Source organism: Streptomyces sp. SirexAA-E (assembly GCF_000177195.2).
In the GTDB taxonomy this organism is placed as follows: Bacteria; Actinomycetota; Actinomycetes; order Streptomycetales; family Streptomycetaceae; genus Streptomyces; species Streptomyces flavovirens.
Genome location: NC_015953.1, coordinates 2,045,207 through 2,071,904, shown reverse-complemented (window position 1 = coordinate 2,071,904; position 26,698 = coordinate 2,045,207). Strand labels below are relative to the sequence as shown.

26 protein-coding genes, 1 tRNA gene and 2 pseudogenes are annotated in these 26,698 nt (G+C 70.2%); 18 read left to right on the top strand and 11 right to left on the bottom strand.

Annotated features, from left to right (window positions below; genetic code table 11):
• Positions 1 to 150 precede the first annotated feature (150 nt).
• Complete coding sequence (gene aceE / locus SACTE_RS09170) at positions 151 to 2,883, bottom strand: pyruvate dehydrogenase (acetyl-transferring), homodimeric type (RefSeq protein ID WP_019992678.1); 2,733 nt, start codon at positions 2,881 to 2,883, stop codon at positions 151 to 153.
• Positions 2,884 to 3,365: 482 nt separating this feature from the next.
• Here aceE and SACTE_RS09165 point away from each other — a divergent pair, with 482 nt between their 5' ends.
• The 6 genes from SACTE_RS09165 (at position 3,366) to SACTE_RS09140 (ending at position 7,987) form a co-directional block, all read left to right on the top strand.
• Positions 3,366 to 3,803, top strand: coding sequence for a DUF3052 domain-containing protein (locus tag SACTE_RS09165; protein WP_014045754.1), 438 nt, complete (start codon positions 3,366 to 3,368; stop codon positions 3,801 to 3,803).
• 178 nt (positions 3,804 to 3,981) lie between these two features.
• Positions 3,982 to 4,440, top strand: coding sequence for a peroxiredoxin (locus tag SACTE_RS09160; protein WP_014045753.1), 459 nt, complete (start codon positions 3,982 to 3,984; stop codon positions 4,438 to 4,440).
• A gap of 171 nt (positions 4,441 to 4,611) precedes the next feature.
• Positions 4,612 to 5,187, top strand: coding sequence for a TerD family protein (locus SACTE_RS09155; protein WP_014045752.1), 576 nt, complete (start codon positions 4,612 to 4,614; stop codon positions 5,185 to 5,187).
• A 117-nt stretch (positions 5,188 to 5,304) separates the two neighbouring features.
• Positions 5,305 to 5,880: a TerD family protein gene (locus SACTE_RS09150; RefSeq protein ID WP_014045751.1), complete on the top strand. Its 576-nt coding sequence runs from the start codon at positions 5,305 to 5,307 to the stop codon at positions 5,878 to 5,880.
• A 69-nt stretch (positions 5,881 to 5,949) separates the two neighbouring features.
• Complete coding sequence (locus tag SACTE_RS09145; RefSeq protein WP_014045750.1) at positions 5,950 to 7,101, top strand: DUF475 domain-containing protein; 1,152 nt, start codon at positions 5,950 to 5,952, stop codon at positions 7,099 to 7,101.
• 151 nt (positions 7,102 to 7,252) lie between these two features.
• The gene (locus SACTE_RS09140) at positions 7,253 to 7,987 is read left to right on the top strand and encodes a Tellurium resistance (protein ID WP_014045749.1); all 735 of its coding nucleotides are present in this window, start codon (positions 7,253 to 7,255) and stop codon (positions 7,985 to 7,987) included.
• Between the two features lie 36 nt (positions 7,988 to 8,023).
• Here SACTE_RS09140 and SACTE_RS09135 read toward each other — a convergent pair whose 3' ends face one another.
• Positions 8,024 to 8,893 carry a TerD family protein gene (locus SACTE_RS09135; protein ID WP_014045748.1) on the bottom strand — a complete coding sequence of 290 codons (870 nt, stop codon included), beginning with the start codon at positions 8,891 to 8,893 and terminating at the stop codon, positions 8,024 to 8,026.
• Positions 8,894 to 9,103: 210 nt separating this feature from the next.
• On the opposite strand from SACTE_RS09135, the gene SACTE_RS09130 reads away from it, so the two are divergent.
• The 4 genes from SACTE_RS09130 (at position 9,104) to SACTE_RS09115 (ending at position 14,409) form a co-directional block, all read left to right on the top strand.
• Positions 9,104 to 10,267 carry an HpcH/HpaI aldolase/citrate lyase family protein gene (locus tag SACTE_RS09130; RefSeq protein ID WP_014045747.1) on the top strand — a complete coding sequence of 388 codons (1,164 nt, stop codon included), beginning with the start codon at positions 9,104 to 9,106 and terminating at the stop codon, positions 10,265 to 10,267.
• A gap of 89 nt (positions 10,268 to 10,356) precedes the next feature.
• The gene (locus tag SACTE_RS09125; protein WP_019992679.1) at positions 10,357 to 12,822 is read left to right on the top strand and encodes a phosphoribosyltransferase; all 2,466 of its coding nucleotides are present in this window, start codon (positions 10,357 to 10,359) and stop codon (positions 12,820 to 12,822) included.
• A complete protein-coding gene (locus SACTE_RS09120; protein WP_014045745.1) occupies positions 12,819 to 13,661 on the top strand; it encodes a hypothetical protein in 843 nt (280 codons plus the stop codon). Before SACTE_RS09125 ends, SACTE_RS09120 begins: the two co-directional genes overlap by 4 nt.
• Before the next feature lie 88 nt (positions 13,662 to 13,749).
• Entirely contained in the window at positions 13,750 to 14,409 is a 660-nt protein-coding gene (locus SACTE_RS09115) for a class I SAM-dependent methyltransferase (RefSeq protein WP_014045744.1), read from the top strand.
• Positions 14,410 to 14,432: 23 nt separating this feature from the next.
• On the opposite strand, the gene SACTE_RS09110 is transcribed toward SACTE_RS09115, so the two are convergent.
• The 4 genes from SACTE_RS09110 to SACTE_RS09095 all read right to left on the bottom strand — a co-directional run bounded on the left by SACTE_RS09110 (position 14,433) and on the right by SACTE_RS09095 (position 17,693).
• The gene (locus SACTE_RS09110; RefSeq protein WP_014045743.1) at positions 14,433 to 14,657 is read right to left on the bottom strand and encodes a zinc ribbon domain-containing protein; all 225 of its coding nucleotides are present in this window, start codon (positions 14,655 to 14,657) and stop codon (positions 14,433 to 14,435) included.
• A gap of 9 nt (positions 14,658 to 14,666) precedes the next feature.
• Positions 14,667 to 15,296: a DUF4383 domain-containing protein gene (locus SACTE_RS09105; protein ID WP_014045742.1), complete on the bottom strand. Its 630-nt coding sequence runs from the start codon at positions 15,294 to 15,296 to the stop codon at positions 14,667 to 14,669.
• A gap of 179 nt (positions 15,297 to 15,475) precedes the next feature.
• Entirely contained in the window at positions 15,476 to 16,849 is a 1,374-nt protein-coding gene (locus SACTE_RS09100; protein WP_014045741.1) for a hypothetical protein, read from the bottom strand.
• 70 nt (positions 16,850 to 16,919) lie between these two features.
• Positions 16,920 to 17,693: a DUF4097 family beta strand repeat-containing protein gene (locus tag SACTE_RS09095; protein WP_014045740.1), complete on the bottom strand. Its 774-nt coding sequence runs from the start codon at positions 17,691 to 17,693 to the stop codon at positions 16,920 to 16,922.
• A 229-nt stretch (positions 17,694 to 17,922) separates the two neighbouring features.
• Between SACTE_RS09095 and SACTE_RS09090 the strand changes: the two genes are divergently transcribed.
• Positions 17,923 to 17,997: transfer RNA gene (locus SACTE_RS09090), tRNA-Val, on the top strand.
• A gap of 55 nt (positions 17,998 to 18,052) precedes the next feature.
• Here the strand turns inward: SACTE_RS09090 and SACTE_RS09085 are convergent.
• A pseudogene (locus SACTE_RS09085) lies at positions 18,053 to 18,256 on the bottom strand (site-specific integrase); the annotation flags it as partial.
• A gap of 321 nt (positions 18,257 to 18,577) precedes the next feature.
• Here SACTE_RS09085 and SACTE_RS09080 point away from each other — a divergent pair.
• A pseudogene (locus tag SACTE_RS09080) lies at positions 18,578 to 19,345 on the top strand (transposase); the annotation flags it as partial.
• Between the two features lie 269 nt (positions 19,346 to 19,614).
• Positions 19,615 to 20,679 (top strand): HNH endonuclease, encoded by a 1,065-nt coding sequence (locus SACTE_RS09075; protein ID WP_026359002.1) that lies wholly within the window; start codon positions 19,615 to 19,617, stop codon positions 20,677 to 20,679.
• 331 nt (positions 20,680 to 21,010) lie between these two features.
• Here SACTE_RS09075 and SACTE_RS09070 read toward each other — a convergent pair whose 3' ends face one another.
• On the bottom strand, positions 21,011 to 21,253 hold the full coding sequence (locus tag SACTE_RS09070; protein WP_014045737.1) for a hypothetical protein: 243 nt from the start codon (positions 21,251 to 21,253) through the stop codon (positions 21,011 to 21,013).
• 339 nt (positions 21,254 to 21,592) lie between these two features.
• Positions 21,593 to 22,234 (bottom strand): hypothetical protein, encoded by a 642-nt coding sequence (locus SACTE_RS34920; RefSeq protein WP_014045736.1) that lies wholly within the window; start codon positions 22,232 to 22,234, stop codon positions 21,593 to 21,595.
• A gap of 347 nt (positions 22,235 to 22,581) precedes the next feature.
• Here SACTE_RS34920 and SACTE_RS09055 point away from each other — a divergent pair, with 347 nt between their 5' ends.
• From SACTE_RS09055 to SACTE_RS09035, 5 genes are all read left to right on the top strand, one after another.
• The gene (locus SACTE_RS09055; protein ID WP_014045735.1) at positions 22,582 to 22,797 is read left to right on the top strand and encodes a hypothetical protein; all 216 of its coding nucleotides are present in this window, start codon (positions 22,582 to 22,584) and stop codon (positions 22,795 to 22,797) included.
• Complete coding sequence (locus tag SACTE_RS09050; protein WP_014045734.1) at positions 22,794 to 22,973, top strand: hypothetical protein; 180 nt, start codon at positions 22,794 to 22,796, stop codon at positions 22,971 to 22,973. The genes SACTE_RS09055 and SACTE_RS09050 overlap by 4 nt, the downstream gene beginning before the upstream one ends.
• A 108-nt stretch (positions 22,974 to 23,081) precedes the next feature.
• Positions 23,082 to 23,513 carry a hypothetical protein gene (locus tag SACTE_RS09045; RefSeq protein WP_014045733.1) on the top strand — a complete coding sequence of 144 codons (432 nt, stop codon included), beginning with the start codon at positions 23,082 to 23,084 and terminating at the stop codon, positions 23,511 to 23,513.
• 40 nt (positions 23,514 to 23,553) lie between these two features.
• Positions 23,554 to 24,897: a DUF1254 domain-containing protein gene (locus SACTE_RS09040; RefSeq protein ID WP_014045732.1), complete on the top strand. Its 1,344-nt coding sequence runs from the start codon at positions 23,554 to 23,556 to the stop codon at positions 24,895 to 24,897.
• Positions 24,898 to 25,012: 115 nt separating this feature from the next.
• Positions 25,013 to 25,237, top strand: a complete 225-nt coding sequence (locus SACTE_RS09035; protein ID WP_014045731.1) for a DUF2277 domain-containing protein — start codon at positions 25,013 to 25,015, stop codon at positions 25,235 to 25,237.
• A gap of 27 nt (positions 25,238 to 25,264) precedes the next feature.
• Here the strand turns inward: SACTE_RS09035 and SACTE_RS09030 are convergent, their stop codons facing one another.
• Both SACTE_RS09030 and SACTE_RS09025 read right to left on the bottom strand, forming a co-directional pair.
• Positions 25,265 to 25,906 carry a VTT domain-containing protein gene (locus SACTE_RS09030; protein WP_014045730.1) on the bottom strand — a complete coding sequence of 214 codons (642 nt, stop codon included), beginning with the start codon at positions 25,904 to 25,906 and terminating at the stop codon, positions 25,265 to 25,267.
• A 236-nt stretch (positions 25,907 to 26,142) separates the two neighbouring features.
• Positions 26,143 to 26,589, bottom strand: a complete 447-nt coding sequence (locus SACTE_RS09025) for a DoxX family protein (protein ID WP_014045729.1) — start codon at positions 26,587 to 26,589, stop codon at positions 26,143 to 26,145.
• Between the last annotated feature and the right edge of the window lie 109 nt (positions 26,590 to 26,698).

The window sequence follows — 26,698 nt, the reverse complement described above, 5'->3', positions numbered from 1 at the left end:
CCGCCGCGCGGGACGGAACCGCCGTGCAGACGGAGCACCGGACGGGGAACGGAACGCGGACAGGACGGAACGCCGGACAGGAGGCCAGGAACGCCGGAGGGCGGCGGAGCCGAAGCCCCGCCGCCCTCCGTCCGTCCGTCCGTGCGAGCGTTACGCGTCGCCGCCCGCCGCGCCGGGGTCCGCCGCGGCCACGTCCAGCAGCTCGTAGCGGTCGACCGCCGTCTTCAGCGCCGAACGGTCGATCTTCCCCTCCTTCGCCAGCTCGGTCAGCACCGCGAGCACGATCGACTGCGCGTCGATGTGGAAGAAGCGGCGGGCAGCGCCCCGCGTGTCCGCGAAGCCGAAGCCGTCCGCGCCCAGCGACTGGTACGTCCCGGGCACCCAGCGGGCGATCTGGTCGGGCACCGAACGCATCCAGTCCGACACCGCCACGAACGGTCCCTGCGCACCCGACAGCTTCCGCGTCACGTACGGGACACGCTGCTCCTCCTCGGGGTGCAGCAGGTTGTACCGCTCGACGTCGACGGCCTCGCGGCGCAGCTCGTTCCAGGAGGTCGCCGACCAGACGTCCGCCTGCACGTCCCATTCGTCCGCGAGGATCCGCTGCGCCTCGACCGCCCACGGCACCGCCACGCCCGACGCCATGATCTGGGCCGGGATCCGGCCCTTCTCGCCGCCGCGGTAGCGGTACACCCCCTTGAGGATGCCGTCGACGTCCACGTCGGCCGGCTCGGCCGGGTGCTGGATCGGCTCGTTGTAGACGGTGAGGTAGTAGAAGACGTCCTCGCTGTCCTCGCCGTACATCCTGCGCAGACCGTCCTTGACGATGTGCGCGATCTCGTACCCGAACGCCGGGTCGTACGCGACACAGCCCGGGTTGGTCGAGGCGAGCAGCTGCGAGTGGCCGTCCGCGTGCTGGAGGCCCTCGCCGGTCAGCGTCGTGCGCCCGGCGGTCGCGCCCAGCACGAAACCGCGTGCGAGCTGATCGGCCATCTGCCAGAACTGGTCGCCGGTGCGCTGGAAACCGAACATCGAGTAGAAGACGTACACCGGGATCAGCGGCTCGCCGTGGGTGGCGTACGCCGAGCCCGCGGCGATCAGCGAGGCCGTGCAGCCCGCCTCGGAGATCCCGTCGTGCAGCATCTGCCCGGTCGGGGACTCCTTGTACGTGAGCAGCAGCTCGCGGTCCACGGACTCGTACTGCTGACCCAGCGGGTTGTAGATCTTCGCACTCGGGAAGAAGGCGTCCATGCCGAAGGTGCGGTACTCGTCGGGTGCGATCAGCACGAAACGCTTGCCGATCTCCTTGTCCCGCATGAGGTCCTTCAGGACGCGGACGAACGCCATGGTCGTGGCGATCGACTGCTGACCGGACCCCTTCTTCGCAGCGGCGTACACCTTGTCGTCCGGCAGGGCGAGCGGCTTCGCGCGCACCACACGGGTCGGGACGTAACCGCCCAGGCCCTTGCGGCGGTCGTGCATGTACTGGATCTCCTCCGAGTCCCGGCCCGGGTGGTAGTACGGCGGGTTGCCGTCCTCCAGCTCCTTGTCCGCGATCGGGAGGTGCAGCCGGTCGCGGAACCGCTTGAGGTCCTCGACGGTCAGCTTCTTCATCTGGTGCGTCGCGTTGCGGCCCTCGAAGTTCGGGCCGAGCGTCCAGCCCTTGACCGTCTGGGCCAGGATCACCGTCGGCTGGCCCTTGTGGGCCTTGGCCGCCGCGTAGGCCGCGTAGACCTTGCGGTGGTCGTGCCCGCCGCGGCCCAGGTGCAGGATCTGGTCGTCGGACATGTCCTTGACCATGTCGCGCAGGCGCGGGTCACCACCGAAGAAGTGGTCCCGGATGTACGCCCCGGTCTCGGTGGCGTACGTCTGGAACTGGCCGTCCGGGGTGGTGTTCAGCTTGTTGACCAGGATGCCCGTGCGGTCCTGGGCGAGCAGCGGGTCCCAGGTCCGGTCCCAGACGAGCTTGATCACGTTCCAGCCGGCGCCGCGGAACTGCGACTCCAGCTCCTGGATGATCTTGCCGTTGCCCCGCACCGGCCCGTCGAGGCGCTGGAGGTTGCAGTTGACCACGAAGGTGAGGTTGTCCAGTCCCTCGCGGGCCGCGATGGACAGCTGGCCGAGCGACTCGGGCTCGTCCATCTCGCCGTCGCCGAGGTAGGCCCAGACGTGCGAGGCGGAGGTGTCGGCGATGCCGCGCGCCTCCATGTAGCGGTTCATCCGCGCCTGGTAGATCGCACCTAGCGGGCCGAGGCCCATCGAGACGGTCGGGAACTCCCAGAAGTCCGGCATCAGCCGCGGGTGCGGGTAGCTGGACAGCCCGTTGGGCGCCTTCGACTTCTCCTGCCGGAAGCCGTCCAGCTGGGCCTCGCTCAGCCGGTCGAGCAGGAAGGCGCGGGCGTAGATACCGGGGGAGGCGTGTCCCTGGAAGAAGATCTGGTCGCCGCCCAGCCCGTCGTCCTTGCCCCGGAAGAAGTGGTTGAAGCCCACGTCGTACAGCGAGGCGGAGGAGGCGAAGGTGGCGATGTGCCCGCCGACGCCGATCCCCGGACGCTGGGCGCGCGAGACCATCACCGCCGCGTTCCACCGGGTCGCGTTGAGGACCTTGCGCTCGATCTCCTCGTCGCCGGGGAAGAACGGCTCGTCCTTCGTGGCGATCGTGTTCACGTAGTCCGTGCTGCGCATCTCCGGCACGGCGACACGCTTCTCACGCGCGCGCTCGATGAGCCGGAGCATCAGGTAGCGGGCACGTTCACGGCCTCGCTCGTCGACGGCGGCGTCGAGGGAGTCGAGCCATTCCTGGGTCTCTTCAGGATCGAAGTCCGGGACCTGGCTCGGAAGGCCGCCAATGATGATCGGGTTGCGATCGGATCCGGAAGCCACGCTGTTCCTTCGCTGTTCGGTGGTGCTCTTCGGGGCCTGGTATCCGGGGAACGTACCCCCGGGAAGGCTGCTGTACGCCGCCCCCATGGTGTACCGCGAGGCCCCCCGCGTCATTCTCTACTGTGGAGTAACACAGGTTCCCGCCGGGCGGGCCGGGGCACGAGTAACGGCAGCGTGCGGGCGCTCCGGCCCAAAACGCAACCATACGCCCAAGGCGGCCACACGTTCCCAAAGGCTGTTCGACTCCGAATCACGGACCGAAACGGCATAAGCTGAGGAAGGACGTAAAGGGTCCGGACACCATTCCCGGGCCCCCGAGGGACATGCCGGACGTTGCGGTGACGTGGCAGGGAACGTCACCGTTTAGGCGGTCTCGTACGCCGGGTACTTGCGCGATTCGCCGAGCCCGTGTGGACTACGGCCAACGCCCCGCGCACGCGCGTGGCTGAAGCATTTTCCGAAACATGATCAGGAGGCAACCCGTGAGCGCGACCGCGGACCACGCGGAGGAACGGACCAACACGGCCGCAAGGCTTGGGTTCGAGCCCGGACAGGTGGTCCAGGAGATCGGCTACGACGACGACGTCGAGCAGGAGCTCCGTGAGGGCATTGAGGCCACAATCGGCCAGGAACTCGTCGACGAGGACTACGACGACGTCGCTGACGTCGTCGTGCTCTGGTTCCGCGACGAGGACGGCGACCTTACGGACGCGCTGGTGGATGCCATTGGTCTGATCGAGGACGGCGGGGCGGTCTGGCTGATGACGCCCAAGACCGGCCGCGACGGCTACGTCGAACCGAGCGACATCAACGAGGCTGCCCAGACAGCTGGTCTCGCCCAGACCAAGAGCATCAGTGCGGGCAAGGACTGGACGGGCAGCCGTCTGGTCACCCCCAAGGGCGCCCCCGCCAAGCGCTGAACCGCTCCATCGTCAACCGAGGCCCCCGTGCGGCAACCCGCCGCCGGGGGCTCTCGTACGTCCGCGGCCGGCCCCGCACGGGTCCGCCGGAGCTACGCACGGGCCCGTGCGTAGGGTGGGAGTGACCCGGACGGCCCAGGCCGGGACAGTGAAGACGTTTGCGAAGGGACCGCTCTCAATGGCGATCGAGGTCGGCACGAAGGCTCCGGATTTCGAGCTGAAGGACAACCACGGGCGGACGGTGAGGCTCTCCGACTTCCGCGGGGAGAAGAACGTGGTGCTGCTCTTCTACCCGTTCGCGTTCACCGGGGTGTGCACCGGCGAGCTCTGCGCGCTCCGCGACGAGCTGCCGAAGTTCGAGAACGACGACACCCAGCTGCTCGCCGTGTCCAACGACTCCATCCACAGCCTGCGCGTCTTCGCCGAGCAGGAGGGGCTGGAGTACCCGCTGCTGTCGGACTTCTGGCCGCACGGCGAGGCGTCGCGGGCGTACGGCGTCTTCGACGAGGACAAGGGCTGCGCGGTGCGCGGCACCTTCGTCATCGACAAGGAGGGCGTGGTCCGCTGGACGGTCGTCAACGGCCTGCCGGAGGCGCGTGACCTGAACGACTACGTCAAGGCGCTCGACTCGATCTGATCCGGGGGATACGGGGCCGTTCCCGGTCCGATCCGGGGATTGACCGGTGGCACCCGGTCAAAAGCCTGTTTTGGCCGGGAACCGGTCACTAGGATCCAATCGTTGATCCGATGCCATCGCACGACGGGGGCGCTGGTGTCTGCCGGCCCTCTCAACAATCTTGGAGGACTCGTGGGAGTCAGCCTCAGCAAGGGCGGCAACGTCTCGCTGACCAAAGCCGCGCCGAACCTGACCGCGGTCACCGTGGGTCTGGGCTGGGACGCCCGGACGACCACCGGTGGTGACTTCGACCTCGACGCCAGCGCCCTGCTGACGAACGCCGAGGGCAAGGTCGGCAGCGACGGTAATTTCGTCTTCTTCAACAACCTCAAGAGCCCCGACGGATCGGTCGAGCACACCGGTGACAACCTCACCGGTGAGGGCGAGGGCGACGACGAGGTCATCAACGTCAACCTGGCGGCCGTCCCGGCCGACGTGGACAAGATCGTCTTCCCGGTCTCGATCTACGAGGCCGAGTCCCGCCAGCAGAGCTTCGGCCAGGTGCGCAACGCCTACATCCGCGTGGTGAACCAGGCGGACAACAGCGAACTCGCCCGTTACGACCTCAGCGAGGACGCCTCGACGGAGACCGCCATGGTCTTCGGCGAGCTCTACCGCAACGGCGCGGAGTGGAAGTTCCGCGCCATCGGCCAGGGGTACGCGTCGGGTCTGCGCGGCATCGCGCAGGACTTCGGCGTCAACGTCTGAGCCAGCCGCTCCACCACGTCCGGCGCCGCACGTTGTGCGGCGCCGGACGCGCTGGACGGGCGCGCCCACCGCGCCGCGCCCTCGGAAGACCGTCCATCGACTCGGGGAGGACACACCATGGGCGTCACGCTCGCCAAGGGAGGCAACGTCTCCCTCTCCAAGGCCGCACCCAATCTCACCCAGGTGCTGGTGGGGCTCGGCTGGGACGCACGATCCACCACCGGAGCCGACTTCGACCTCGACGCCAGCGCGCTGCTGTGCCAGTCCGGCCGGGTCATCGGCGACGAGTGGTTCGTGTTCTACAACAACCTCACCAGCCCCGACGGCTCCGTCGAGCACACCGGTGACAATCTCACGGGTGAGGGCGAGGGCGACGACGAGTCGGTCATCGTGAACCTCACGCAAGTCCCGGCCCACTGCGACAAGATCGTCTTTCCGGTCTCGATCCATGAGGCCGACAATCGGGGGCAGACGTTCGGCCAGGTCAGCAATGCGTTCATCCGGGTGGTGAATCAGGCCGACGGACAGGAACTGGCGCGTTACGACCTCAGCGAGGACGCTTCGACGGAGACGGCGATGATCTTCGGTGAGCTCTACCGGTACGGCGGGGAGTGGAAATTCCGCGCAGTAGGGCAGGGGTACGCGTCAGGGCTCCGCGGCATCGCTCTAGACTTCGGGGTCAACGTTTCGTAAAGCCGCGCACGGCGCGGGGGAGCCCCGTACTCAACCGGGAGACCCGTTACTTACACGATGGGGTAGCCAGTGCTTCTGAAAACCTTCGGCTGGTCGTTCGCGGTGACCGCGCTCGGCCTGGTCGCAGCGGTGTTCTACGGGGGGTGGCAGGCGTTCGGGATCGTGGCGATCCTGTCGATCCTGGAGATCTCGCTGTCCTTCGACAACGCGGTGATCAACGCCGGAATCCTGAAGAAGATGAATGCCTTCTGGCAGAAGATCTTCCTCACGGTCGGTGTGCTCATCGCGGTCTTCGGTATGCGGCTGGTCTTCCCCGTCGTGATCGTGGCCATCAGCGCCAAACTCGGACCCATCGAGGCCGTCGACCTTTCGTTCAACAACCCTGACCGGTACAAGGAATTGGTGACGGACGCCCATCCGTCCATCGCCGCCTTCGGTGGCATGTTCCTCATGATGATCTTCCTCGACTTCATCTTCGAGGACCGCGACATCCAGTGGCTGCGCTGGATCGAGCGGCCGCTCGCCAAGCTCGGCAAGGTCGACATGCTGTCGGTCTGCGTGGCGCTGATCGTCCTGCTCATCGCCTCCATGACCGTCGCGACCCACGCGCACCAGCACGGCGGCGGCCACGCCGACAAGGCGTCGACGGTGCTGCTCTCCGGTATCGCGGGTCTGATCACCTACCTCGTCGTCGGCGGACTCTCCGGATTCTTCGAGAACAAGCTCGAGGAGGAGGAAGAGCGCGAACAGGAGGCCGAGGAAGAGGCCAAGAAGTCCGGCAAGCCGGCTTCGGCGGTCCTTCTCGCGGGCAAGGCCGCGTTCTTCATGTTCCTGTACCTGGAAGTCCTGGACGCCTCCTTCTCGTTCGACGGTGTCATCGGTGCCTTCGCCATCACCAACGAGATCGTGCTGATGGCCCTCGGCCTCGGTATCGGTGCCATGTACGTCCGTTCGCTCACCGTGTACCTGGTCCGTCAGGGCACCCTGGACGACTACGTCTACCTGGAGCACGGCGCGCACTACGCGATCGGCGCGCTCTCCGTCATCCTGCTGATCACCATCCAGTACGAGATCAACGAGATCATCACCGGCCTCGTCGGTGTCGTCCTGATCGCCTGGGCCTTCTGGTCCTCGGTGCGGCACAACAAGGCGCTCGCCGCGGCCGGGAGCGACGGCCCGGGAAGCACCGATTCCAAGGCGGAGGTCTCCTCCGGGGTGTGACCCGGCCAGGATTGAGGAACGCTCTCTCTGCGGGGCGGCCCACGCGGCGGTACTCCGGGAACACCCGGACCCGGCCCGGTGGCCGCCCCGCAGCGGCGTGCGGGGCGGCCACCGGGCCGGCTGGGGTCCGGCGACACATGTGGGGGTTGGGATGGGCTTCTGGGACGGCCTGAGGCCGAGGCGGGCGGCACAGTTCGACGCCGGGACCTCGGCGACGAGTTCGATCGTGCTCACGCGGCGCAACGCCACGATCTCGCTGGACAAGCAGGGCGCCCTGTCGGGCAACCTGCGCGTCAACCTGTCGTGGCGGATGCGTACGTCGGACATCGGTGGCAGGGCGCGGCAGGGCGGCAGACTGCTGCGCCCCCTCAAGCTCTTCCAGCCCGACGTGGTGCAGGCCCACACCCAGGGGATGGTCAACGTCGACCTGGACCTGGGCTGCATGTACGAGCTCACCGACGGCACCAAGGGGGTGGTGCAGCCGCTGGGCAACCTCATAGGCGATCTCAACGGACCGCCCTACATCAGGCTCAGCGGCGACGACCGCTTCGGGGCGCCGTCCGGCGAGACGGTCTACGTCAACCTCGACCAGCGGGAATCGATCAAGCGGCTGCTGTTCTTCGTCTACATCTACGACCAGACCCCGGCCTTCGACCGTACCCACGCCAAGATCACGCTCTACCCGGGCAACGGTCCGAGGATCGAGATCGAGCTGGACGAGCGGGCCCCGCAGGCCCGCTCCTGCGCCGTGTTCACCGTGGAGAACGTCAAGGGCGAGATGGTCGTACGCCGGGAGGTGAAGTTCGTCTACGGCTTCCAGTCGGAGCTGGACCGGATGTACGGCTTCGGGATGCAGTGGGGGCGCGGCTACAAGACGCGGGCCTGACACCCCGCCGTGCGCGGCGGGGACGACGGCGCCGGCTCAGGGGCGGATGAACTGCGGCCCCTGCGGCGGAAGCACGAAGGCGGGGTCCGGGGCGTACGCGGCGGCCGCCGCGGGCTGCGGATAGCCGTACGCCGGCTGCGGGTAGCCGTACCCGGGCCGGGGCGCCGCGGTGGGCTGCGGGTAGCCGTACGCGGGCTGCTGGTGCACGACCGTCGCCTGCTCGTCCGGGTCCGGCGCGACGGGCCCCGGCGGGGGCACGGCGGGCGGGGCGGACGGCGGAGGAGGCAGGACGGGGCCCTGGGAGGCGGCTTCCGGCTCCGGGGCCTCCGTGTCGTCGGGCTCGGCGGCCGCCTCGGCCTCGTCGACCGAGATGCCGAAGGCGGTGGCCAGCCCGACCAGGCCCGTCGGATAGCCCTGGCCCACCGCACGGAACTTCCAGCCCTCACCGCGCCGGTAGAGCTCGCCGCAGATCACGGCGGTCTCCTCGCCGGTCTCCGCTCGGACATCGAAGACGGCGAGCGGCTCGCCGTCCGCCGAGGCGGCGTCGTAGAGCGATATCCGCAGGTCGCTGACGCGCCCGAAGGCGGCCTCGTCGCAGGACGCCGCGATGACCACCTGGTCCACGGAGGGATCGAGCGCCGCCAGGTCGGCCTCGATGGTGTCCGTGAGCCCTTCGGGGACGCTGCGCTTGGGCAGCCGCCGCACCAGCCCGGACGGATGCCGAGGCTGGTTGTAGAAGACGAAGTCCTCGTCGGAACGCACCTGCCCCGAGGCGCCGAGCAGCAGGGCGGAGGCGTCCACGTCCGGGACCCCGGGCCCCGGGGTCCAGCGCAGCACGGCCCGTACGGCCATGGCGTCGAGGGGGACGTTCGAGCCCTTCAGCATCGCGTGCGTCATGCCGGTCATCCTGCCTGCTGGTGGTCCTCGCGGACAACGCGGGGGTAGGGACCAGTAGGCCAGGATCCCTCCGGAAGGCCGCGCACGAACACGCCGCGACGGGTGCGGGAATGGCCAGGACACCCGAAGTTCACACGGCCGGGGAACCAGCGACACCCGCCCGAACGTACTATTACCGGCCATACGTTCTCAGGTCTTCAGGCAGTACGGGGGATTCACATGCGTCATTTCGGGCACATCCCGCCCGTCGCCCGCGAGGGCCTGTTCTTCAAGGAACCGTGCGAGTTCGGCGCCGACTCGCCGCCCGAGGTGCTCTCGGCCGCGCTCGGCGCCACTCTCTACAGCCCCGCGACCCGGCCGCGGCTCGCCGACGACGTGGTCAAACAGGCGGGGCGCGGGGTGGTTTCCATGGTTCTCTGCCTGGAGGATTCCATCGACGACTCCGAAGTCGTCGGCGCCGAGGCCAATCTGGTACGGCAGTTCGCGGAGATCGGGAAACGGGCCGCCGAGATGCCGCTGCTCTTCATCAGGGTGCGGGAGCCCGGACAGATAGGCGACCTTGTCGAGCGCCTCGGCAGTTCGGTGCAATGGTTGTCCGGATTCGTACTTCCCAAATTCACCGAACACCGTGGAGAGCTGTTCCTGGAAGCGCTCGCCGAGGCCGAGTCGGCGAGCGGACACCGGCTTTTCGCGATGCCGGTCCTCGAATCCCCGGAACTGCTGCACCTGGAGAGCCGGGGCGAGACGCTCCGGGGCATCGCCCGCACCGTCGACACCTACCGCGACCGGGTGCTCGCCCTGCGGCTCGGCGTCACCGACTTCTGCTCCGCCTACGGACTGCGCCGGTCTCCCGACATGACGGCGTACGACGTCCAGATCGTCAGCTCCGTCATCGGGGACGTGGTGAACGTGCTGGGCCGTTCCGACGGCACCGGGTTCACCATCACCGGGCCGGTCTGGGAGTACTTCCGCCAGCAGGAGCGCATGTTCAAGCCGCAGTTGCGCCGCAGCCCCTTCATGGGGCGCGCGGCCGACGAACTGCGCACCGCCCTCATCGAGCACGACCTGGACGGGCTCCTCCGCGAGATCGAGCTCGACCGGGCCAACGGGCTCCTCGGCAAGACCTGCATCCACCCCTCCCACGTCCAGCCCGTGCACGCGCTGTCGGTCGTCAGCCACGAGGAGTACACGGACGCCCAGGACATCCTGCGCCCCGAGCGGGGCGGCGGCGGGGTGCTGCGCTCGGCGTACACCAACAAGATGAACGAGGTGAAGCCGCACCGCGCCTGGGCGGAGCGCACCCTGCGCCGGGCCGAGGTCTTCGGCGTCGCACGGGAGGACGTCGGATTCGTGGAGCTCCTGGCCGCGGGACTGGCGGACTGAGCGCCACCATGGGCGGACGGGCATCGGCACGGGCCGTCCGGGAAGAACGTCCGGAAGCACATCGGGAAGAACGTCGGGAAGAAGAGGCAGTGGACGTGAAGTGGTCGGGCGACTGGGTCGCCGAACGGCTGGGAGTCGAGCTCGTCGGCGACGGGGAGCTCCGCGAACTGCTGGGCCTGGCCCTGCGCCGCAACCCGAAGCGTGCCCATCTGCTGGTGTCGAACGTCCTGGGCAAGCACGTGCCGCAGCGCCCGTCCGTCGTCCACGGCGCCGGACACGAGCTCGGCGAGCGGGTGCGCGACCTGCTGGGCGAGACCGAGGCGCGCCGCGCGGTCGTCGTCGGATACGCGGAGACGGCGACGGGCCTCGGGCACGCCGTCGCGGACGGGCTCGGGGTGGCCCCCTACCTCCACTCCACGCGCCGCCCCGTCGAGGGCGTCGCCCAGGCGGGCGGCTTCGAGGAGGCGCACTCGCACGCCACCTCCCACCTCCTGCTCCCCGAACGGCCGGACCTGCTGAGCGCACCGGACCGGGGCGCCCCGCTGGTGCTGGTCGACGACGAGTTCTCCACCGGCAACACCGTGCTCAACACGATCCGCGCCCTCCACGAGCGCTACCCCCGCGACCGGTACGTCATCGTCGCGCTGGTCGACATGCGGTCCGAGGCCGACCGGGGAAAGCTCGCCGTGTTCGCCGAGGAGATCGGCGCCCGCGTCGACCTCGTGACCCGCGCCCGCGGCACCGTACGCCTGCCGGACGGGGTCCTGGAGAAGGGTGTCGCCCTGGTCGCCGCCCACGAGGAGCACCCCCCGTCCGCGGAGCCGGAACCCCGGGGCGGCCGTCCGGCGCCCGTGCGGGTCGAGCTGGGCTGGCCCGCCGGCGTCCCCGACGGCGGGCGACACGGCTTCACCCCGGTCCACCGCGCCGCCCTGGAGGCGGCCCTGCCGGACATGGCGGCCCGGCTCGCCGACGCCCTGGACGGCGCCCGCCGGGTGCTCGTCCTGGGCTTCGAGGAGCTGATGTACGCGCCGCTGCGCCTCGGCACGGCCCTGGAGGACGCCACGACCGCCGAGGTGCGGTACTCCACCACCACCCGCTCACCCGTCCTAGCCGTGGACGACCCCGGCTACGCGATACGCACCCGCCTGGTCTTCCCCGCCCACGACGACCCGGCCGACGGCCCCGGTGAGCGGTACGCGTACAACGTCGCGGGCGCCGGCTACGACGCCGTGGTCGCCGTCGTCGACTCCACCGCCGACACCCCCGCCCTGCACGCCCCCGGCGGCCTGCTGGACCGGCTCGCCGCACACACCGACCGCGTCCTGCTCGCGGTCGTCCCCTCGTACGTCCCGTCGCCGTCACTCGTCGAAAGTCAGGAAGCCGCCATGCTGTCCGCACCCCTGAGGGGCCCCGCCTTCTCCTCCTACGCGGCGGACGAGGTCGGCTGGCTGCTCCAGGACCTCTCGGACACGACACTGGAGGCCCCCACCGAGGAGCGTGAGGAGGCGATACAGAGCGGTGGCGCTCACTACGCCGAGTCGCTGCCGGTCGAGTACCAGCCCACCGCGCAGTACCAGGAGCTGTTCAGAGGGGCCCTGGACACCTCGGCCGCCCGTATCGCCCGCGCCGTCGGCACCGTCACCGAGACGGTCCTCGCCGAACGCGGTCCCCGCCCCGTCCTGGCATCCCTCGCCCGCGCAGGCACCCCCGTCGGCGTCCTGATGCGCCGCTGGGCCCTGCACCGGCACGGCATCGACCTCCCGCACTACGCCGTCTCCATCGTCCGGGGACGCGGCATCGACGCCAACGCCCTGCGCTGGCTGGCCGCCCACCACGACCCGGCCGACGTCGTCTTCGTCGACGGCTGGACCGGCAAGGGTGCCATCACCCGCGAACTCGCCGCCGCCGTAGCCGAGTTCGACGGCTTCGACCCGGAGATCGCGGTCCTCGCCGACCCCGGCGGCTGCGTACGCACCTACGGCACGCGCGAGGACTTCCTCATCCCGTCCGCCTGCCTCAACTCCACGGTCTCCGGGCTGGTCTCCCGCACGGTCCTGCGCTCCGACCTGGTCGGCCCGCACGACTACCACGGCGCCAAGTTCTACCGGGAACTCGCGGGCACCGACGTCTCCGGCCTCTTCCTGGACACCGTCGCCGCCCGCTTCGACGAGGTCGCCGACGCCGTCGACGCCGAGGCCAAGGAACTGCTGGCCGCGGACCGCGCCCCGACCTGGGAGGGCTGGGCCGCCGTGGAACGGATCAGCGAGGAGTACGGCATCCACGACGTGAACCTCGTGAAGCCCGGCGTCGGCGAGACCACCCGGGTGCTGCTGCGCCGCGTCCCCTGGAAGATCCTCGCCAAGCGCGGTGCGGGCGCGGACCTCGCCCACGTACGGCTGCTCGCCGAGCAGCGCGGAGTGCCCGTCGAGGAGGTCGACGGACTGCCGTACACCTGCGTGGGGCTGATCCACCCGAAATACACCCGGGGCGCGACCGGCGCTTCCGGCACGGCGGTCGCGGCGGCGACGGAGGCCGCGGCGGTGGCGGAGAAGTGACGACACCCGCCGCGCCCGTGACGCTGGTCGCCAGCGACCTCGACCGCACCCTGATCTACTCGGCGGCGGCCCTCCAGCTCACCATGGACGACGAGCGGGCCCCACGGCTGCTCTGCGTCGAGGTCTACGGCCGGGCGCCCCTCTCCTACATGACGGAGGAGGCCGCCGCCCTCCTCGGCACACTGGCCCGCACCACGGTCTTCGTCCCCACCACCACCCGGACCCGGGAGCAGTACCGGCGCATCCACCTCCCGGGCCCCCCGCCCCGGTACGCGATCTGCGCCAACGGCGGGCACCTCCTGGTCGACGGCGTCTCCGACGAGGACTGGCAGCGGCAGGTCGCCGACCGGCTCGCCGCCGACTGCGCCTCCCTCGCCGAGGTCCGCGCCCACCTCCTCGCCACCGCCGACCCCGCCTGGCTGCTCAAGGAACGGGTCGCCGAGGACGTCTTCGCCTACCTCGTCGTCGACCGCGCGGCCCTGCCCACGGGCTGGGTGAAGGAACTCGCCGCCTGGGCCGGCCCCCGGGGCTGGACCGTCTCCCTTCAGGGCCGCAAGATCTACGCCGTGCCCGAGCCGCTCACCAAGAGCGCGGCGATGCGCGAGGTGGCCCGCCGGTGCGGGGCCACCACGACCCTCGCCGCCGGAGACTCCCTGCTCGACTCCGACCTGCTGCTCGCCGCCGACCGCGCGTGGCGCCCCGCCCACGGCGAACTCGCCGACAGCGGCTGGGACGCGCCGAACACGGAGGCGCTGGAACAGCGGGGTGTCGCGGCGGGCGAGGAGATCCTGCGCCGCCTCCTGCGGACCGCCGAGGAGGGGCGGGGGGCCGGACGCTGAGCGCGTGGTGAAAAGCCCTCGGCCGGCCGGCTTCGGCAGACTGGGGGCGTCCTGCCGTCCTCGCCCGCACACAACAGGGAGCACCACCGTGACCCGAGGGAACGACACCAAGATCACCGACGAGCTGTACGCCTACATGCTGGCGAACAACCCGCCGCTCGACACGGTGCAGCGCGAGCTCGTCGAGACCACCCGTGCCCGGCTGCCCGAGAAGGCGGGCATGCAGTCCTCCGAGGAACAGGGGCCGCTCCTGGCCTTCCTCGTCCGGCTGACGGGGGCCCGGCACATCGTCGAGGTCGGCACGTTCACCGGCTTCTCCGCCCTGGCGATGGCCCAGGCGCTGCCTCCGGGCGGCACGCTGATCGCCTGCGACGTCTCCGAGGAGTGGACCGCGTACGGCCGTGAGGCGTGGGAGAAGGCGGGCGTCGCGGACCGGATCGATCTACGCATCGCACCCGCGCTGGACACGCTGCGCGCGATGCCGGCAGAACCGCACATCGACCTGGCCTACCTGGACGCCGACAAGGGCAACTACATCCCGTACTGGGAGGAGCTGGTGCCGCGCATGCGGACCGGCGGCCTCGTCGTCACCGACAACGTCCTCTTCCACGGACGCGTCACCGACCCGGAGGCGACCGGGCCGGCGGCGGACATCAAGGAGTTCAACGCCCACGTGCGCGCCGACGCCCGGATGGACAGCGTCCTGCTGACCGTGGCCGACGGCCTGACGCTCTCCCGCAAGAAGTGACGGCGCGCGGTTCCCCGGAGCGGTCAGCCGCAGCAGCCCCCGCCGCAGCACCCACCGCCACCGCCACCCGCGGGGGCGGCGGCCGGGGCGGCGGACGCGGCCGAGCCGCCGACGGCCACGGTGGAGAGCAGCTTCACGGTGTCCTCGTGCCCGGCGGGGCAGGTGGCCGGGTCGGACGACTGCGCCATGGGGCGGCTGACCTCGAAGGTGTCGTCACAGGGGCGGCAGCGGTACTCGTAACGGGGCATGGCCCCAGATTAGGCCCTGCGCCGCGGGTTCTCCGGCATCGGGAAGGGCCTCCTGTGCGGCGTCGGGCCGTTCCCCTGGTGGCGGGCCCGCCAGTACGGGTTGTCGTGGGGGAGGCCGCCACTGACCCTCCCGTACATGCCGAACGTCATCAGCAGCAGCCCGACGGCGAAACTGAAGATCACGTTCTGCATGCGGAAGGCCAGGAAGTTCACGCCGGTGTCGAGCAGCGCCAGATTCACGAAGCCGCTGACGAGGAAGGCGACGCCGAGGACCATGTTCAGGGTCGAGGCGAGGTTCCCGCCGATCACCATGCCGCCGAAGAGCAGCAGCCCGATGCAGATGGAGAGCACGCTGAGCGCGCCGTTGGTGTTCAGGCCGGCCACGGTGTCGCCGCCCGTGTCGAAGAAGCCGATGCGGTCCAGCAGCCCCAGGATGCCGAAGGCGACGAGTACCAGTCCCATCAGGCCGGCCCCGATCCGGTAGACCTGGCTGAGCCGGTGGTCGACGGGCAGTTGTTCGTCGAGCCGGGTGGCCTTGCGGTGCCACCGTCCCGGGGGATGCGAACCGGGGGCGGGGGAGACGGGGGAGTCCGCGTCGGTGGATCGCCGACGGGGGTGCAGGACGAGGTGCGTGGCCATGACGGCCTCCTTCGGCCGCGTACGGCCGCCACCGGCACGGACCGGCCGGAAGGCCTGAGCCGGTGCGCGTCCGGGGTGCCGTCGCGGGTACGTAGCGCCGTGTACCTACTTCCCACCTTCGGCCTGCCGTCGGCCCGGGACAAGTCCTGGCCCGGGCGCCCTGGTGGTGCGGGGCGGGCTCAGGCGGTGCTGCCGCCGCCCAGCTCGTCCCGGATCGCGGAGACCACCCGGGTCGCCGTCTGCCGGACGGCCTCGGTCTCGGTCAGGAAGTGCCAGTAGTCGGGGTGGCGGCCCTCCAGACCGGCGATCGCACGCTCCAGCCGGGCCACCGCGTCGTCCAGCGGGCGGGCGTGACGCGGGTCCGGGGTGTGACGCCCGGCCATGGCGAGCCGCTGGGCGTCCCGGATCGCGAACCGGGTGCGCTCGATCTCCGCCTGCGGGTCCTTCGACACGGCGTTCAGGCGCTGCAACCGGTCACCGGCCGCGGACACCGCGTCGTCGGTCGCGTTCAACAGGGCCCGCACGGTGCTCAGCCGGGAGGTGGCGTCGGCCCAGCGCTGCTCGGACCGCGCCTGGGCGGCCTCGGCCAACTTCTCCTCGGCCTGCCGCACGTTGGTCGCCGCCTGCTCGGGAACGGGCTGGAGGTCCTGCCAGCAGGCCGCCGAGAAGCGTCGCCGCAGCTCGCTCAGGACGGGCTCGACCTGCCCGGCGCGCGTCGTCAGCGCCTGGGCCCTGGTCCGCAGGGAGACCAGCCGGCGGTCGATCTCGGCGGCCCGCTCCGGAAGCCGCTCGGCCTCCGCCCGCACGGCCTCGGCGTCACGCAGCACTTGATCGGCCCGCTGGAGCGTCTCGGCCACGCCGTGCTGTCCGGCGCCCTGGTTCAGCTTGGTCAGCTCCGGGGCGAGGGCGGCCAGCCGCGCCGCGAGGTCGTCGGCGCGCAGCCCGGAGGCCCGCACCGCGTCCAGGGCGTTGCTCGCCCCGAGCAGCGCCTGGCGGGCCCGCTCGACGGCGGGGGCGAGCCGGGCCAGCTGCGTCTCGGCGCTGCCGAGCAGCGGCCCGAGCCCCTGGGCGAAGCGGTCGAGGTCGCCCTTGACCCGCACCAGGTCGTCCTTGGCCCGGGTCAGCTGCGTCTTCGCGGCGGCGGCGACCGACTGGTCCAGGTCGTCACGGTCGAGGTCGTGCTCGTCGACCGCGGTGATGTAGGTGTGGCTCGCCTCGTCGATCCGGCGCCCCAACGCGGCGAAGTCGTCCACGGCCTTGCGGGCCCGGGGCGAACTGTCCACCGCGCTGATCGTCTCGATCGAGATCTTCAGGTCCCGCTGCGCGGTGTCCAGCTCGTAGAACGCGGCCGCGGCGGCGTCCTTCGCCGCCTGCGCGTCCGCCCGCTGGCTCTCCCCACGGCCGCCGAACCAACGCCGGGTCCCCCCGCCGGCGAAGGCGCCCGGCAGGGCGGCGGCGACCAGGGGCACCGGCAGCAGCATCAGCGCCAGGACGTCACGGACGGTCCTACCGCCACTCGCCTGCACCTGCGGCCGCGCGTGCGTCGCCGTCACATCCCTCTCCCGTGCCGATTCGCCCTGCCCGGTTCATTCTCGCACCAGTAAGGACGAACACGGGGGCCGGTTAGTTCGCCCTTCGCACGGTGACTTCGCCGTTGTCGCTGCTCGCCTTCACGACGTGAGGGCTCGTGGCGCTGCGGGGGACGTCCACGGAGACGTCCCCGTTGTCGGCCGAGGCGGACACGGCGTACTCCTGGTCGCCGGCCGGCAGGTCGACGGTGATGCTCCCGTTGTCACTGACGGCGTCCACTAGATCCGGGACCTTGGTGAACCCGATCTTCACGGACCCGTTGTCCGCACGGGCGATGACGGAGGTCCCCGCGTACCGCTCGGCCCGGACGGCGCCGTTGTCGCTCTTCAGGTCCAGCGGGCCGCTGCACTCCCGTACGACGACGTCACCGTTGTCGGCGGAGACCGCGAGCCGGGTGTCGAACCCGGTCGCGGTGACGGTTCCGTTGTCCGCGTCCACGGCCAGGTCGAGCCCCCGGGGCACCTTCACCCGGTGGTGCGACTCGCAGTTGCTGATCAGCGCCCGGCACTTCACCCGGAACGTCAGCTTGTCGCCCTCCAGCTTCCAGGACGGATCCGGCCCACTGCCCAGGAAGGCCCACCCGTCGACCTGCCGGGTCACCTCGATCTCCTTCACGTCGGCGGGTACGACGTCCACGACGGAGTTCTCCGCGTCGATGGTGAGGGAGGTACCGCTGTACGCGAACGACTTGTTCTCGACAGGCGCGTCGTCCACGTCCGTGCCGCCGCAACCACTGAGGGCGGCGACGAGAAGCACGGTGCCGCCGGTGGCCATGAGTGCCGCCTTGCTGCCGGTACGGATGGTCATGATGATCGGGTCCCCCTGGTGAGCGCTGCCGGTGTGGCTCCACGTTATGCAGCCGCAACACCCCGCGACGATCCGGACGGCTACCGTCTCGGGGGTGGGGATATCCCCCGCACGCCCGGCGCCCGGGGCCCGCCGGGAGCGGCGAGCGGGGCCCGTGGTGCAGCCGATGGGGCCTGGGTGCCGATTGCCGCCGGAGGGCCCGGGCCATGTAACCTGTTGCTTCATCCACGGGTGCGTAGCTCAGGGGTAGAGCGCTGCTCTTACAAAGCAGATGTCGGCGGTTCGAAACCGTCCGCGCCCACCAGTGCAAAGGCCCCCAGCCGCTCATGGCTGGGGGTCTTTGACATCCACGGGCACGATCACCCACGGTCGGGACGCTGCCGCTTCAACATCCGGTCGAGGTGACTCACGGCCTCGCGCTGCGTGTCCTGGACGACGTGGGCATAGACGTTCATCGTGACCGCGATCTGACTGTGCCCGAGAATCTCCATCACGACGCGGGGCGGGACGCCGGTCGGAGCGTGGCGAGCGTCGTGGGCTCCCATCCCGACCACCTTCGACCCAGGCAGAGCCGAGCAGTCGTGGTCCAGGGCGTCAAGGTCGTTCGTGCAGTGGCGCGCTCCACCTTGACGCCCTGGACCACGCCCTCTCCACGACGTGTGGGCCGAAGGCGGACGGGATGGGAGCCGGGGTGAGTGGTGGGTTGAGGAGGAGGAAATCTGTGGGTTCGATGACCTGAATCTTTTTACATTTTCGATTCCAGTGTCCCATTTACCTGTTGCTCGGGGTCGGGGGAGAAGGCGGGGTGGCAGTCGGCGTCCTCTCCGGATGCGGCGCCTAAGGCCTGTCCCGTAACTGCTGGTCAGGGGTGAGATGATCTTGCTGTGTCCGGTGTGATCACTGCGTCGCAGCCCTCCTGGACAGCCCCGTTCAGCGGGTTAAGTCCGCGTCAGTTCGGCAAGCTGATCACTGCGCCCCGGCGGGAAGGCGCGGATCCGGTGCGTAAGGGCCGGCCGTGGAGCCTGCCGCTGGAGGACCGCGTCCTGTTGGTCGCCGCCTACTGGCGGACGAACCTGACCATGCGGCAGCTGGCGCCGCCCTTTGGGGTGTCGAAGTCCGCGGCCGATCGCATCATCGACCATCTCGGGCCGTCGCTCGCGCTCCAGCAACGCAAGCGGTTCCGCAAGGACACCGTGCTGATCGTGGACGGCACCCTGATCCCCACCCTCGACCACAGCATCGCCGAGCAGTCCAAGAACTACCGGTACTCCACCAATCACCAGGTCGTCATCGACGCGGACACCCGGCTGGTCGTCGCGGTCAGCCGCCCGCTGCCCGGCCACCGCAACGACTGCAAGGCGTGGGAGCTGCCCGGGGCGAAGACCGCCGTCGGCAGGACCACGGTCATCGCGGACGGCGGCTACCGGGGCACCGGCCTGGTCATTCCGCACTGCCGCGAACCCGGCCAGAGTGAACTGGAGCCATGGAAAGAGGAGCACAACGCATCGCACCGCAAGGTCCGCGCCCGCGTCGAGCACGCCTTCGCCCGGATGAAGACCTGGAAGATCCTCCGCGACTGCCGCCTTAAAGGTGACGGAGTCCACCACGCGATGCTCGGCATCGCCCGCCTGTACAACCTCACCCTCGCCGGGCGACGAAGGAACAAGCAGGTCAGCCAGCACGCCGTAGATCATTTACGGGACAACGCTTAGGTGAGTCAGCTGCTCGAAGGTAATGGCTAGTTGCGTGACGATGCCGCGGCGGATCAACGCGGACACGGCAGGCCCATCTGTGAAGCTGACAGAGGTACTGGTCCAAGGCCAGACACCCGCTCCAGTTGCTTCGGGACGAAGATGCCGTGCGCCATCGCGGTGTGGCGGAAGCCGACGGCGCTGTCAGTGCTTGGTCCTACGATCCTCCTATGCGAAGAGGTGCGATCACGCGAGAGTCCGTACTCAAGGTCCTGAAAGAGCATGATGAGGTGGGGCGTGACGCCTTCCTGTCGAAGTACGGCTTCGGGGAGGCGCGGTCCTACGTCCTGGTTCATGAGGGTCAGGAGTACGACTCCAAGGCTGTTGCCGGGGTGGCCCACAAGTGGGATCAGGGACGGGCCCTCAGGCCGGACGAGTTCAGCGGCGGCAAGGATCACGCCGCGGCGTGGCTCAAGCGGGTGGGCTTCCAGGTTAAGGCCGTCAAGAACCCGGACTGGGCTCGCGACGAGATCATCCTTGCCTGTCAGCTGGTGATGGAGAACGGTTGGAAAGGGCTGGACGCCGGGGACGCCTGGGTAGTGGAGCTGTCCGCCTTGCTCCAGTTGCTTCCCATCCATGCCGAGGCGGACCGCAACGAGAAGTTCCGCAACCCCAACGGCGTCGCTCGTAAGACGTTCGACATTGCCACTCGGCACCCGGAGTACCAGGGGAAGCCCACCAACGGCGGCGCACTGGATATCGCAGTGTTGCACGAGTTCCTTGCCCGGCCGCAGGAGATGACCGAGGCCGCGAAGCTGATCCGACAGGGCATCGCGACCGGCGACTTGCAGTCCTTCGCGCCGGCTGAGGAAGAGGAGTTCGGTGACGACTTCAGCGCGCCTGAGGGACGGCTGCTCATGCGCCGGCACAGGGCGCGCGAGCGGAACAAGGGCTTGCGCAAGAAGAAGATCGCTTCTGTTCTCCAGCGTGGCGGACAGCTCGCTTGTGAGGCTTGCGGCTTCGACTTCGAGAAGATATACGGGGACCGTGGTGCGGGGTACATCGAATGTCATCACGTACTTCCGCTCCACGTAGCGGGGGAAGGGCGGACGAAGCTCGGCGATCTTGCCCTCATCTGCGCCAACTGTCACCGCATGATCCACCGGCGCGCCCCATGGCCGACTCCTGGGGAGCTGAGAGCTGCGATAGAGCAGAAGCACGCAGACGACAGGCGTGCCGCGGCGGCTTTGTCGCGACCGCGCAGGGCAGCCGAGGAGCAGATGCCGAATCCGTGAGCTGACATTCACTCCTGACATCAACGGCGGTGCACAATGGCTGCTCTGGAAACCTGAACAGCGGCCGTGGCCCAGTTCGCCCGGGTGCTCAGGCACCTTCGGCTGAACTTGCAAAGCAGATGTCGGCGGTTCGAAACCGTCCGCGCCCACCAGGGATCAACGCAGGTCTGAGCCTGTTCCGGCCCCTCAGTCGTCCTTGGCTGAGGGGCTTTCTCGTGGCCGTAGTCCACAAGGAGGCCACCCCCTCACGGAGCGGGTCGTCTTCGGAGCCCTCCCGCGACGACGACGCCCCCGCCGGTGAGGGGAACTGCGGTGGCGCCCGGTGCGGCGTTCAGTCCTCTATGGGCGGGAAGTAGAGCTCCTCCCAGTCGCCCACAGTGAGGACGTCGGTGGTGCCGTTGGTCATGAGGCCGTCGAGGTAGATGTTCATGTAGCGGCCGTTGGACTGGATCGCGGCGATGCGGGCGTGGAGTTCGACCCCGGTCTTGGGGTGCTCGTAGGAGAAGTGTTCGCCTACGTAGGAGTCGTTGAGGTCCTCGGCGCGGACGGCGAGTGTGTTGTTGACTCGGTTCATGTCGGCATCATCCCTTCTACGCAAGAGAGTTGCCGCCCATTTCGATGGCGCGAGGATGCGTCGGCCGCGCCCATCGGTACGGAGGCGCCCCAACCGCCTGTGCGTTGGGGGCCGTTCGGGCGTCTGGTCCAGGGGATTCGGGACCTCGGGGTGTGGGGCAGCGGCCCGTATCTCCCGCTGTCTCCGGGGTGCTTCCCTGGCCGGAGGCGCGTCGCGTGGCAGTGCGGACGGATGGCGTCCTGGCGGGCCGGTGAAGCAGGTGGGCGGGGCGGGGTGCGTGGGTCCGGGGCTACGTGGCTGCCGAGTGTCCGGCGAAGGCGCACACTGGGGCTCATGGCCCTACCCGAAACACACCAATGTCTTACCTGCTCGGACGACGCCGTACAGAACGCGGTCCTGCACCATGACCTCGTCGTCGGAGCGCCGCTGTCCATGGAAGACCTCACCGAAGATCAGCGTCTCGACCGGTTCGCGCTCAAGTACGCCCACGACGGTTGCCAGGTGAGGGAAGTCCGGCGGGTCGCCCACGAGGGTCTGGGTGGTTACGCCTGGTCCGTTCGCTTCACGGAGAGCGCCTGACCCTCCCGCTCGGCGACACCCGGGGAAGGTGCCCGTGAGCGGGTCCCCCGGAGGACGTCCTGGGGGAAAGCGGCAGCCGGCGATGTAGTGGCGGCCCTTGGTTCGGCCGACAGGGGTGAGGACGCCTGCTTTGACCAGAGCCTGCATGTCGCGGGTGGCCTGTTGGGCGTTCAGCCCCTCGCTCTTCTCGTAGCGGGAGCGGCGTACGCGCCCGGCCATGGCGACTTCGTGCAGCGCCGCAACCTGCCGTTCGCTGACTCCCGGACTCTCGGCGTGCTGGTCGAGCAGGAGCCAGACGTCGCTTGAGCGCCGTACGCGGTGCCGCACCCGCTGGGCCTGTTCGTGGTAGGCGCGCAGATTGAAGCTGACCCGTGGTCCGGTGTCACGTTCCGGTGAGTCCACAGGGCCGCCCACCTCGCGGAGCACCTGTAGGCGAAGTCCTCCACGTCATGGAGGGTCTGGATGTACGTCATCGCCTGCTGGTGGGCGAGGGTCTCCGCCCTGTCGGCCTCGCAGGGCCCGGCGCAGGTCCTGGGGCCATCCCGTGGGCGCCTGGCGCACAGCGGTGCCCGCGGAAGGGCTCGCCCGGTCCGGGGCGATGCTGGAGGAGATCGCCGGGGCCGCCTTCCCCGCGTCGCTGAGGCGTTGAGGAGGCGTCGAGGAGGCGCTGAGGGGCGCGCCGAGGGTGCAGAGCCCCCGCGTCTCCGCCCCGGGATGCGGTCCCGTGAGGTGAGGGGGACGGTGGAGGCATGTCCGGACACCCGCCTGTGATCGTGTACCCGCCCTCGTCGACCGGTGGGCGGCGGGTCACCGTCCACGGGCAGATCGTGGGCATGGCGCACGGGCGTGGGGACGTCGCCGCGTTCCTGCGGCAGGCGGGGTTCGCCGACGGGGCCGAGGAGATCGACCTGGATCAGCCCGCGTTGATCGAGTGGCGAGGCGGAGACCTCGAAACCTGGAGGTGAACCCCAAGCGGTGGCCGCCTCCCGGGTACTACGGGGCCGCCGGGTCGGCGTCCGACGCCGCTCGGCGGGGGCTGATCCTGGACTGGGTCGTCAGCCGGCGGATCGCCTCCGGGGCGAGCGCGTCCGCCCTCACCGTCGACTCCCAAGGTCAGGTCCTGACCGTGGGAGCGCCGTGACCGAGTCACCCGAACGGGTGCGTCCGGGTCGTCGTCCGGGTGGGTGTCGCACAGGGTCTAAGTGCCCGTCCACCCGACGGGTCTCGCGTCTGCCGAGTGGAGGATCCCATGGCTCAGTCAGCGCCCTCGTCCAGCAACACCCGGCCGCCCGAACGGCCGGACAGCGCCTGGGCGGCCGGTGGGACCATGTTCGCCGGTGTCCTGCTGCTCGTGGACGGCATCCTGGACATCTTCAAGGGCATCGCCGGCATCGCGTCCGACGACGTCTACGAGCGGATCACCGACTACACGTTCAAGTTCGACGTCACGGCCTGGGGCTGGATCCACCTGATCCTGGGCGTCGTCCTGTTCTTCGTCGGTCTCGGCATCCTGAGGGGCGCCGGATGGGCCAGGGGCGTGGGTGTGGGGCTGGCGGCGCTCAACATCATCGCCAACTTCATCTGGCTTCCCTACCAGCCGGTGTGGGCGATCGTCTCCATCGCGATCGACACGTTCGTGATCTGGGCCCTGTGCACCGACCGGTCGAAGCCGGTCCTCTGAGGTGACGTACGGGCGAGGCGGCCCGGAGCCGGGCGGCACGGTGCCGGCCGGTGCCGCCGGCCTCGCCGCCGACGCCTACGTCTACGGGGTGGCGCTGGTCCGCCAGATGTCGGCGGTGCAGGCGTGCCTGCAGGAGGGGTACGGCGTCCTCGGGCCCGCGCCCTTCAACGCCTTCGCCCACGCGGACGGGCCCGCCACCCCCGACGCGCACGTCCCGGGGGCGGCCCCCGACCTCGTGGACGCCGTCGCCCAGCTCGACCTGTCCGGCGGGCCGGTGCGGCTGCACGTGCCGGACACCGGCGGGGCGTACTACGTCCTGCAGTTCGTGGACGCCTGGAGCAACGCCTTCGCCTATGTCGGCAGCCGGGCCACCGGGACGGGAGAGGGGGACTGGCTGGTCGTGCCGCCCGGCTGGGCCGGGACCGTCCCCGACGGGGTGGCCGTCGTCGACGCGCCGACGTCCGTCGCGTCACTCGTCGGCCGCATCGCCTGCCACGGGCCCGACGACCTGCCACGGGTACGCGCCCTCCAGCAGGAGCTCACGCTCACACACCTCGGCGACCGGGCGCACCGGACGGGGGTGCCCGCGCCGGACTCCGACGTACCCGGGGCGCTCTCGTTCTACGAGCGGATGCGGGTGTGGATGGCGGACTTCCCGCCCGCGGCGGCCGATCTCGCCCACCAGGACCGCTTCCAGCCGCTGGGGCTGCTGGAGGAGGGGCTCTCGCCGTACGTGTCGCCCGGGCCCGCGCTCGTACGGGCGCTGACACGGGGACTGGAGCTGGGCAGGGAGCGCGTGGAGGCGGCGAGCGCGCTCGCGCGGTCGCCCGGGGCGTGGGAGGCAGAGCCGCACCTGCACGACTACAACCTCGACCACTTCGGTGCCGGTGTGCTCCGCTCGTCCCAGTGGCGGGTCCCGGACCGGGAGGCCGCCTACCTGGTGCGGGCGGTGGCTGCGCGCCGGGCGTTGTGGGAGCCGCACGGGTACGAGGCCGTGGCGGCGTCGACCGACCGCGATTCCCGGGGGCGCCCGTTCGACGGGGCGCACCGCTACGCACTGCGGCTGGACCCGCCGCCTCCCGTGGGGGCCTTCTGGTCGGTGAGCGCGTACGAGGTCCCGGGCGACCACCTGGTGGCGGGTCCCGAGGAGCGGTACTCCCTGGGGAGCCGGACGCCGGGCCTGGTGTACGAGGGCGACGGGGCCCTGACGCTGTACGTCTCCGGGGAACGGCCGACGACCCCGGCCCGGGAGGCGAACTGGTTGCGGGCGCCCAGCGGCGGTTTCCGGCTGGTGATGCGGATGTACGTCCCTGACCGGGCCGTCCTCGACGGTGAGTACGTCCTGCCGCCCGTCGAGCGGACCGCTCCTGACCGAAACGCCTGAGGGCTGTCCCGTAGCGCCTGGCGGGCGTCGCCGGATCCGCCCCTCCGGGCGGACGGCGCCGCTTCCGGGACACGCCCTTGGCGCCTCTGTCAGTGGTGCGCGTCACACTGGAGTCATGTGCCGCAGTATCAAGACTCTTCGCCCGCCCGCCATCCCCGACGAAGCCACCGAGGACGAGATGAGGGCCGCCGCCTTGCAGTACGTGCGCAAGGTGTCGGGCTTCCGCGCCCCCGCCGCGCACAACCAGGAGGTCTTCGACCGGGCCGTGGCCGAGATCGCCGACGCGACCGCCCGGCTGCTCGACGGCCTGGAAGTACGGGGGGCCGCCGCCCGGACGTGACGGCAGAGGGCTCGGGGGAGGCCTTTCTCAGGCGCCGGCCGCGGCCCGCTCGCGGGACGGCCGGCGGACGACGACGGCCGCCAGGGCCCCCGCGAGGAACAGGGCGAGGACCGAGACGGCGGTGCCCAGCCAGGTCGCGCCCAGCCACTGGCCACCGAAGTAGCCGAGGCCCACGCTGTACCCGGCCCACGCCACACCCGCCAGCGCCGACCAGGGGAGGAAGTCCTTCGCCCGGCGGTGAGCGGCACCCGCGCCCAGCGACACGACCGAGCGGCCGGCCGGGGCGAAGCGGGCGACGACGACGAGGGCGCCGCCGCCCCGGCTCAGCGCCGCGCCGAGGCGCTCCTGGGCGGTGGTGAGGCGGCGGGACCGGGCGATGGCCCGGTCCAGACGCTCACCGCCGCGCCAGGCGAGGCGGTAGGCGACGAGGTCGCCGAGCACCGAGGCGGTGGCCGCGCACAGCATCAGGACGAGGAGGGACGGCACCTGCGGGGCGGCGGCGCCCGCCGCGGCGGTGACGGTCGTCGTGCTCGCGGCCGCGGCGGTCGCGGCCGCGATCACCAGCACACCGCTGGGAAGGACGGGCAGGAAGACGTCCAGAAGCACCGAGAGGGCGACCACCGCGTAGATCCATGGGGTGCCGGTCAGCGCACCCACACTCTCGAGCACTTTCTACTCCCCGTTCCATGTCACCGTGTGTCAACACCGCGACGTCGCAGGGAGCGGCCGGAGCGGCAGGCCGACAGTTGGCCAGCACTCCAGGATACTTCTGTGGTTCAGGTGAAGTTCGCCGGCGGGTCCTGATGTTGTGCAGGTCACGTACGCCCCGTCGGCTCCGGGTGGGAGGGACGGGGCGTATCCGGCGTGCGGGCCTCCTCGGTCGGCGCCTCGGGCGCCGGAGGTGGTCAGGCCGGGACGGCCGGTGCCTTCTCGCGCGCGGTCCGCTCCTCGTGCGCGGTGGCGGCGCGCGAGGAGAAGAGCCGGTCCACGGCCACGGCGCCGGGGCCCGTGAAGACCAGCAGCAGGAAGGCCCAGCAGAAGAGCGCCGAGGCCTCGCCCCCGTTCTGGGCGGGGTACAGGGACTCGGGCTGGTGCACGTTGAAGTACGCGTACGCCATGGACCCCGAGCAGATGAGGGCGGCTATGCGGGTACCGAGGCCGAGGGCGACCAGGGTGCCGCCGACGAGCTGGATCATCGCGGCGTACCAGACGGGCCAGGTGCCGGCGGGTATGTTCCCGCCGCCCATGGCGTGGAAGAGGGACGTGGCGCCGTGGCACGCGAAGAGAAAGCCGATCACGAAGCGGAAGAGGGCGAGTGTATAGGGCTGGGCCCTGTTCAGGTGAGTGAACATGTGGGGGTCGGGCTCCTTCGGTCTGGGGACGTGAAACCGATCGGGCCCGCCAGGTTAGGTTTACCTCACAAGTACTTGCAAGTTAAACAGTTTGTCGACTGGCTGGAAA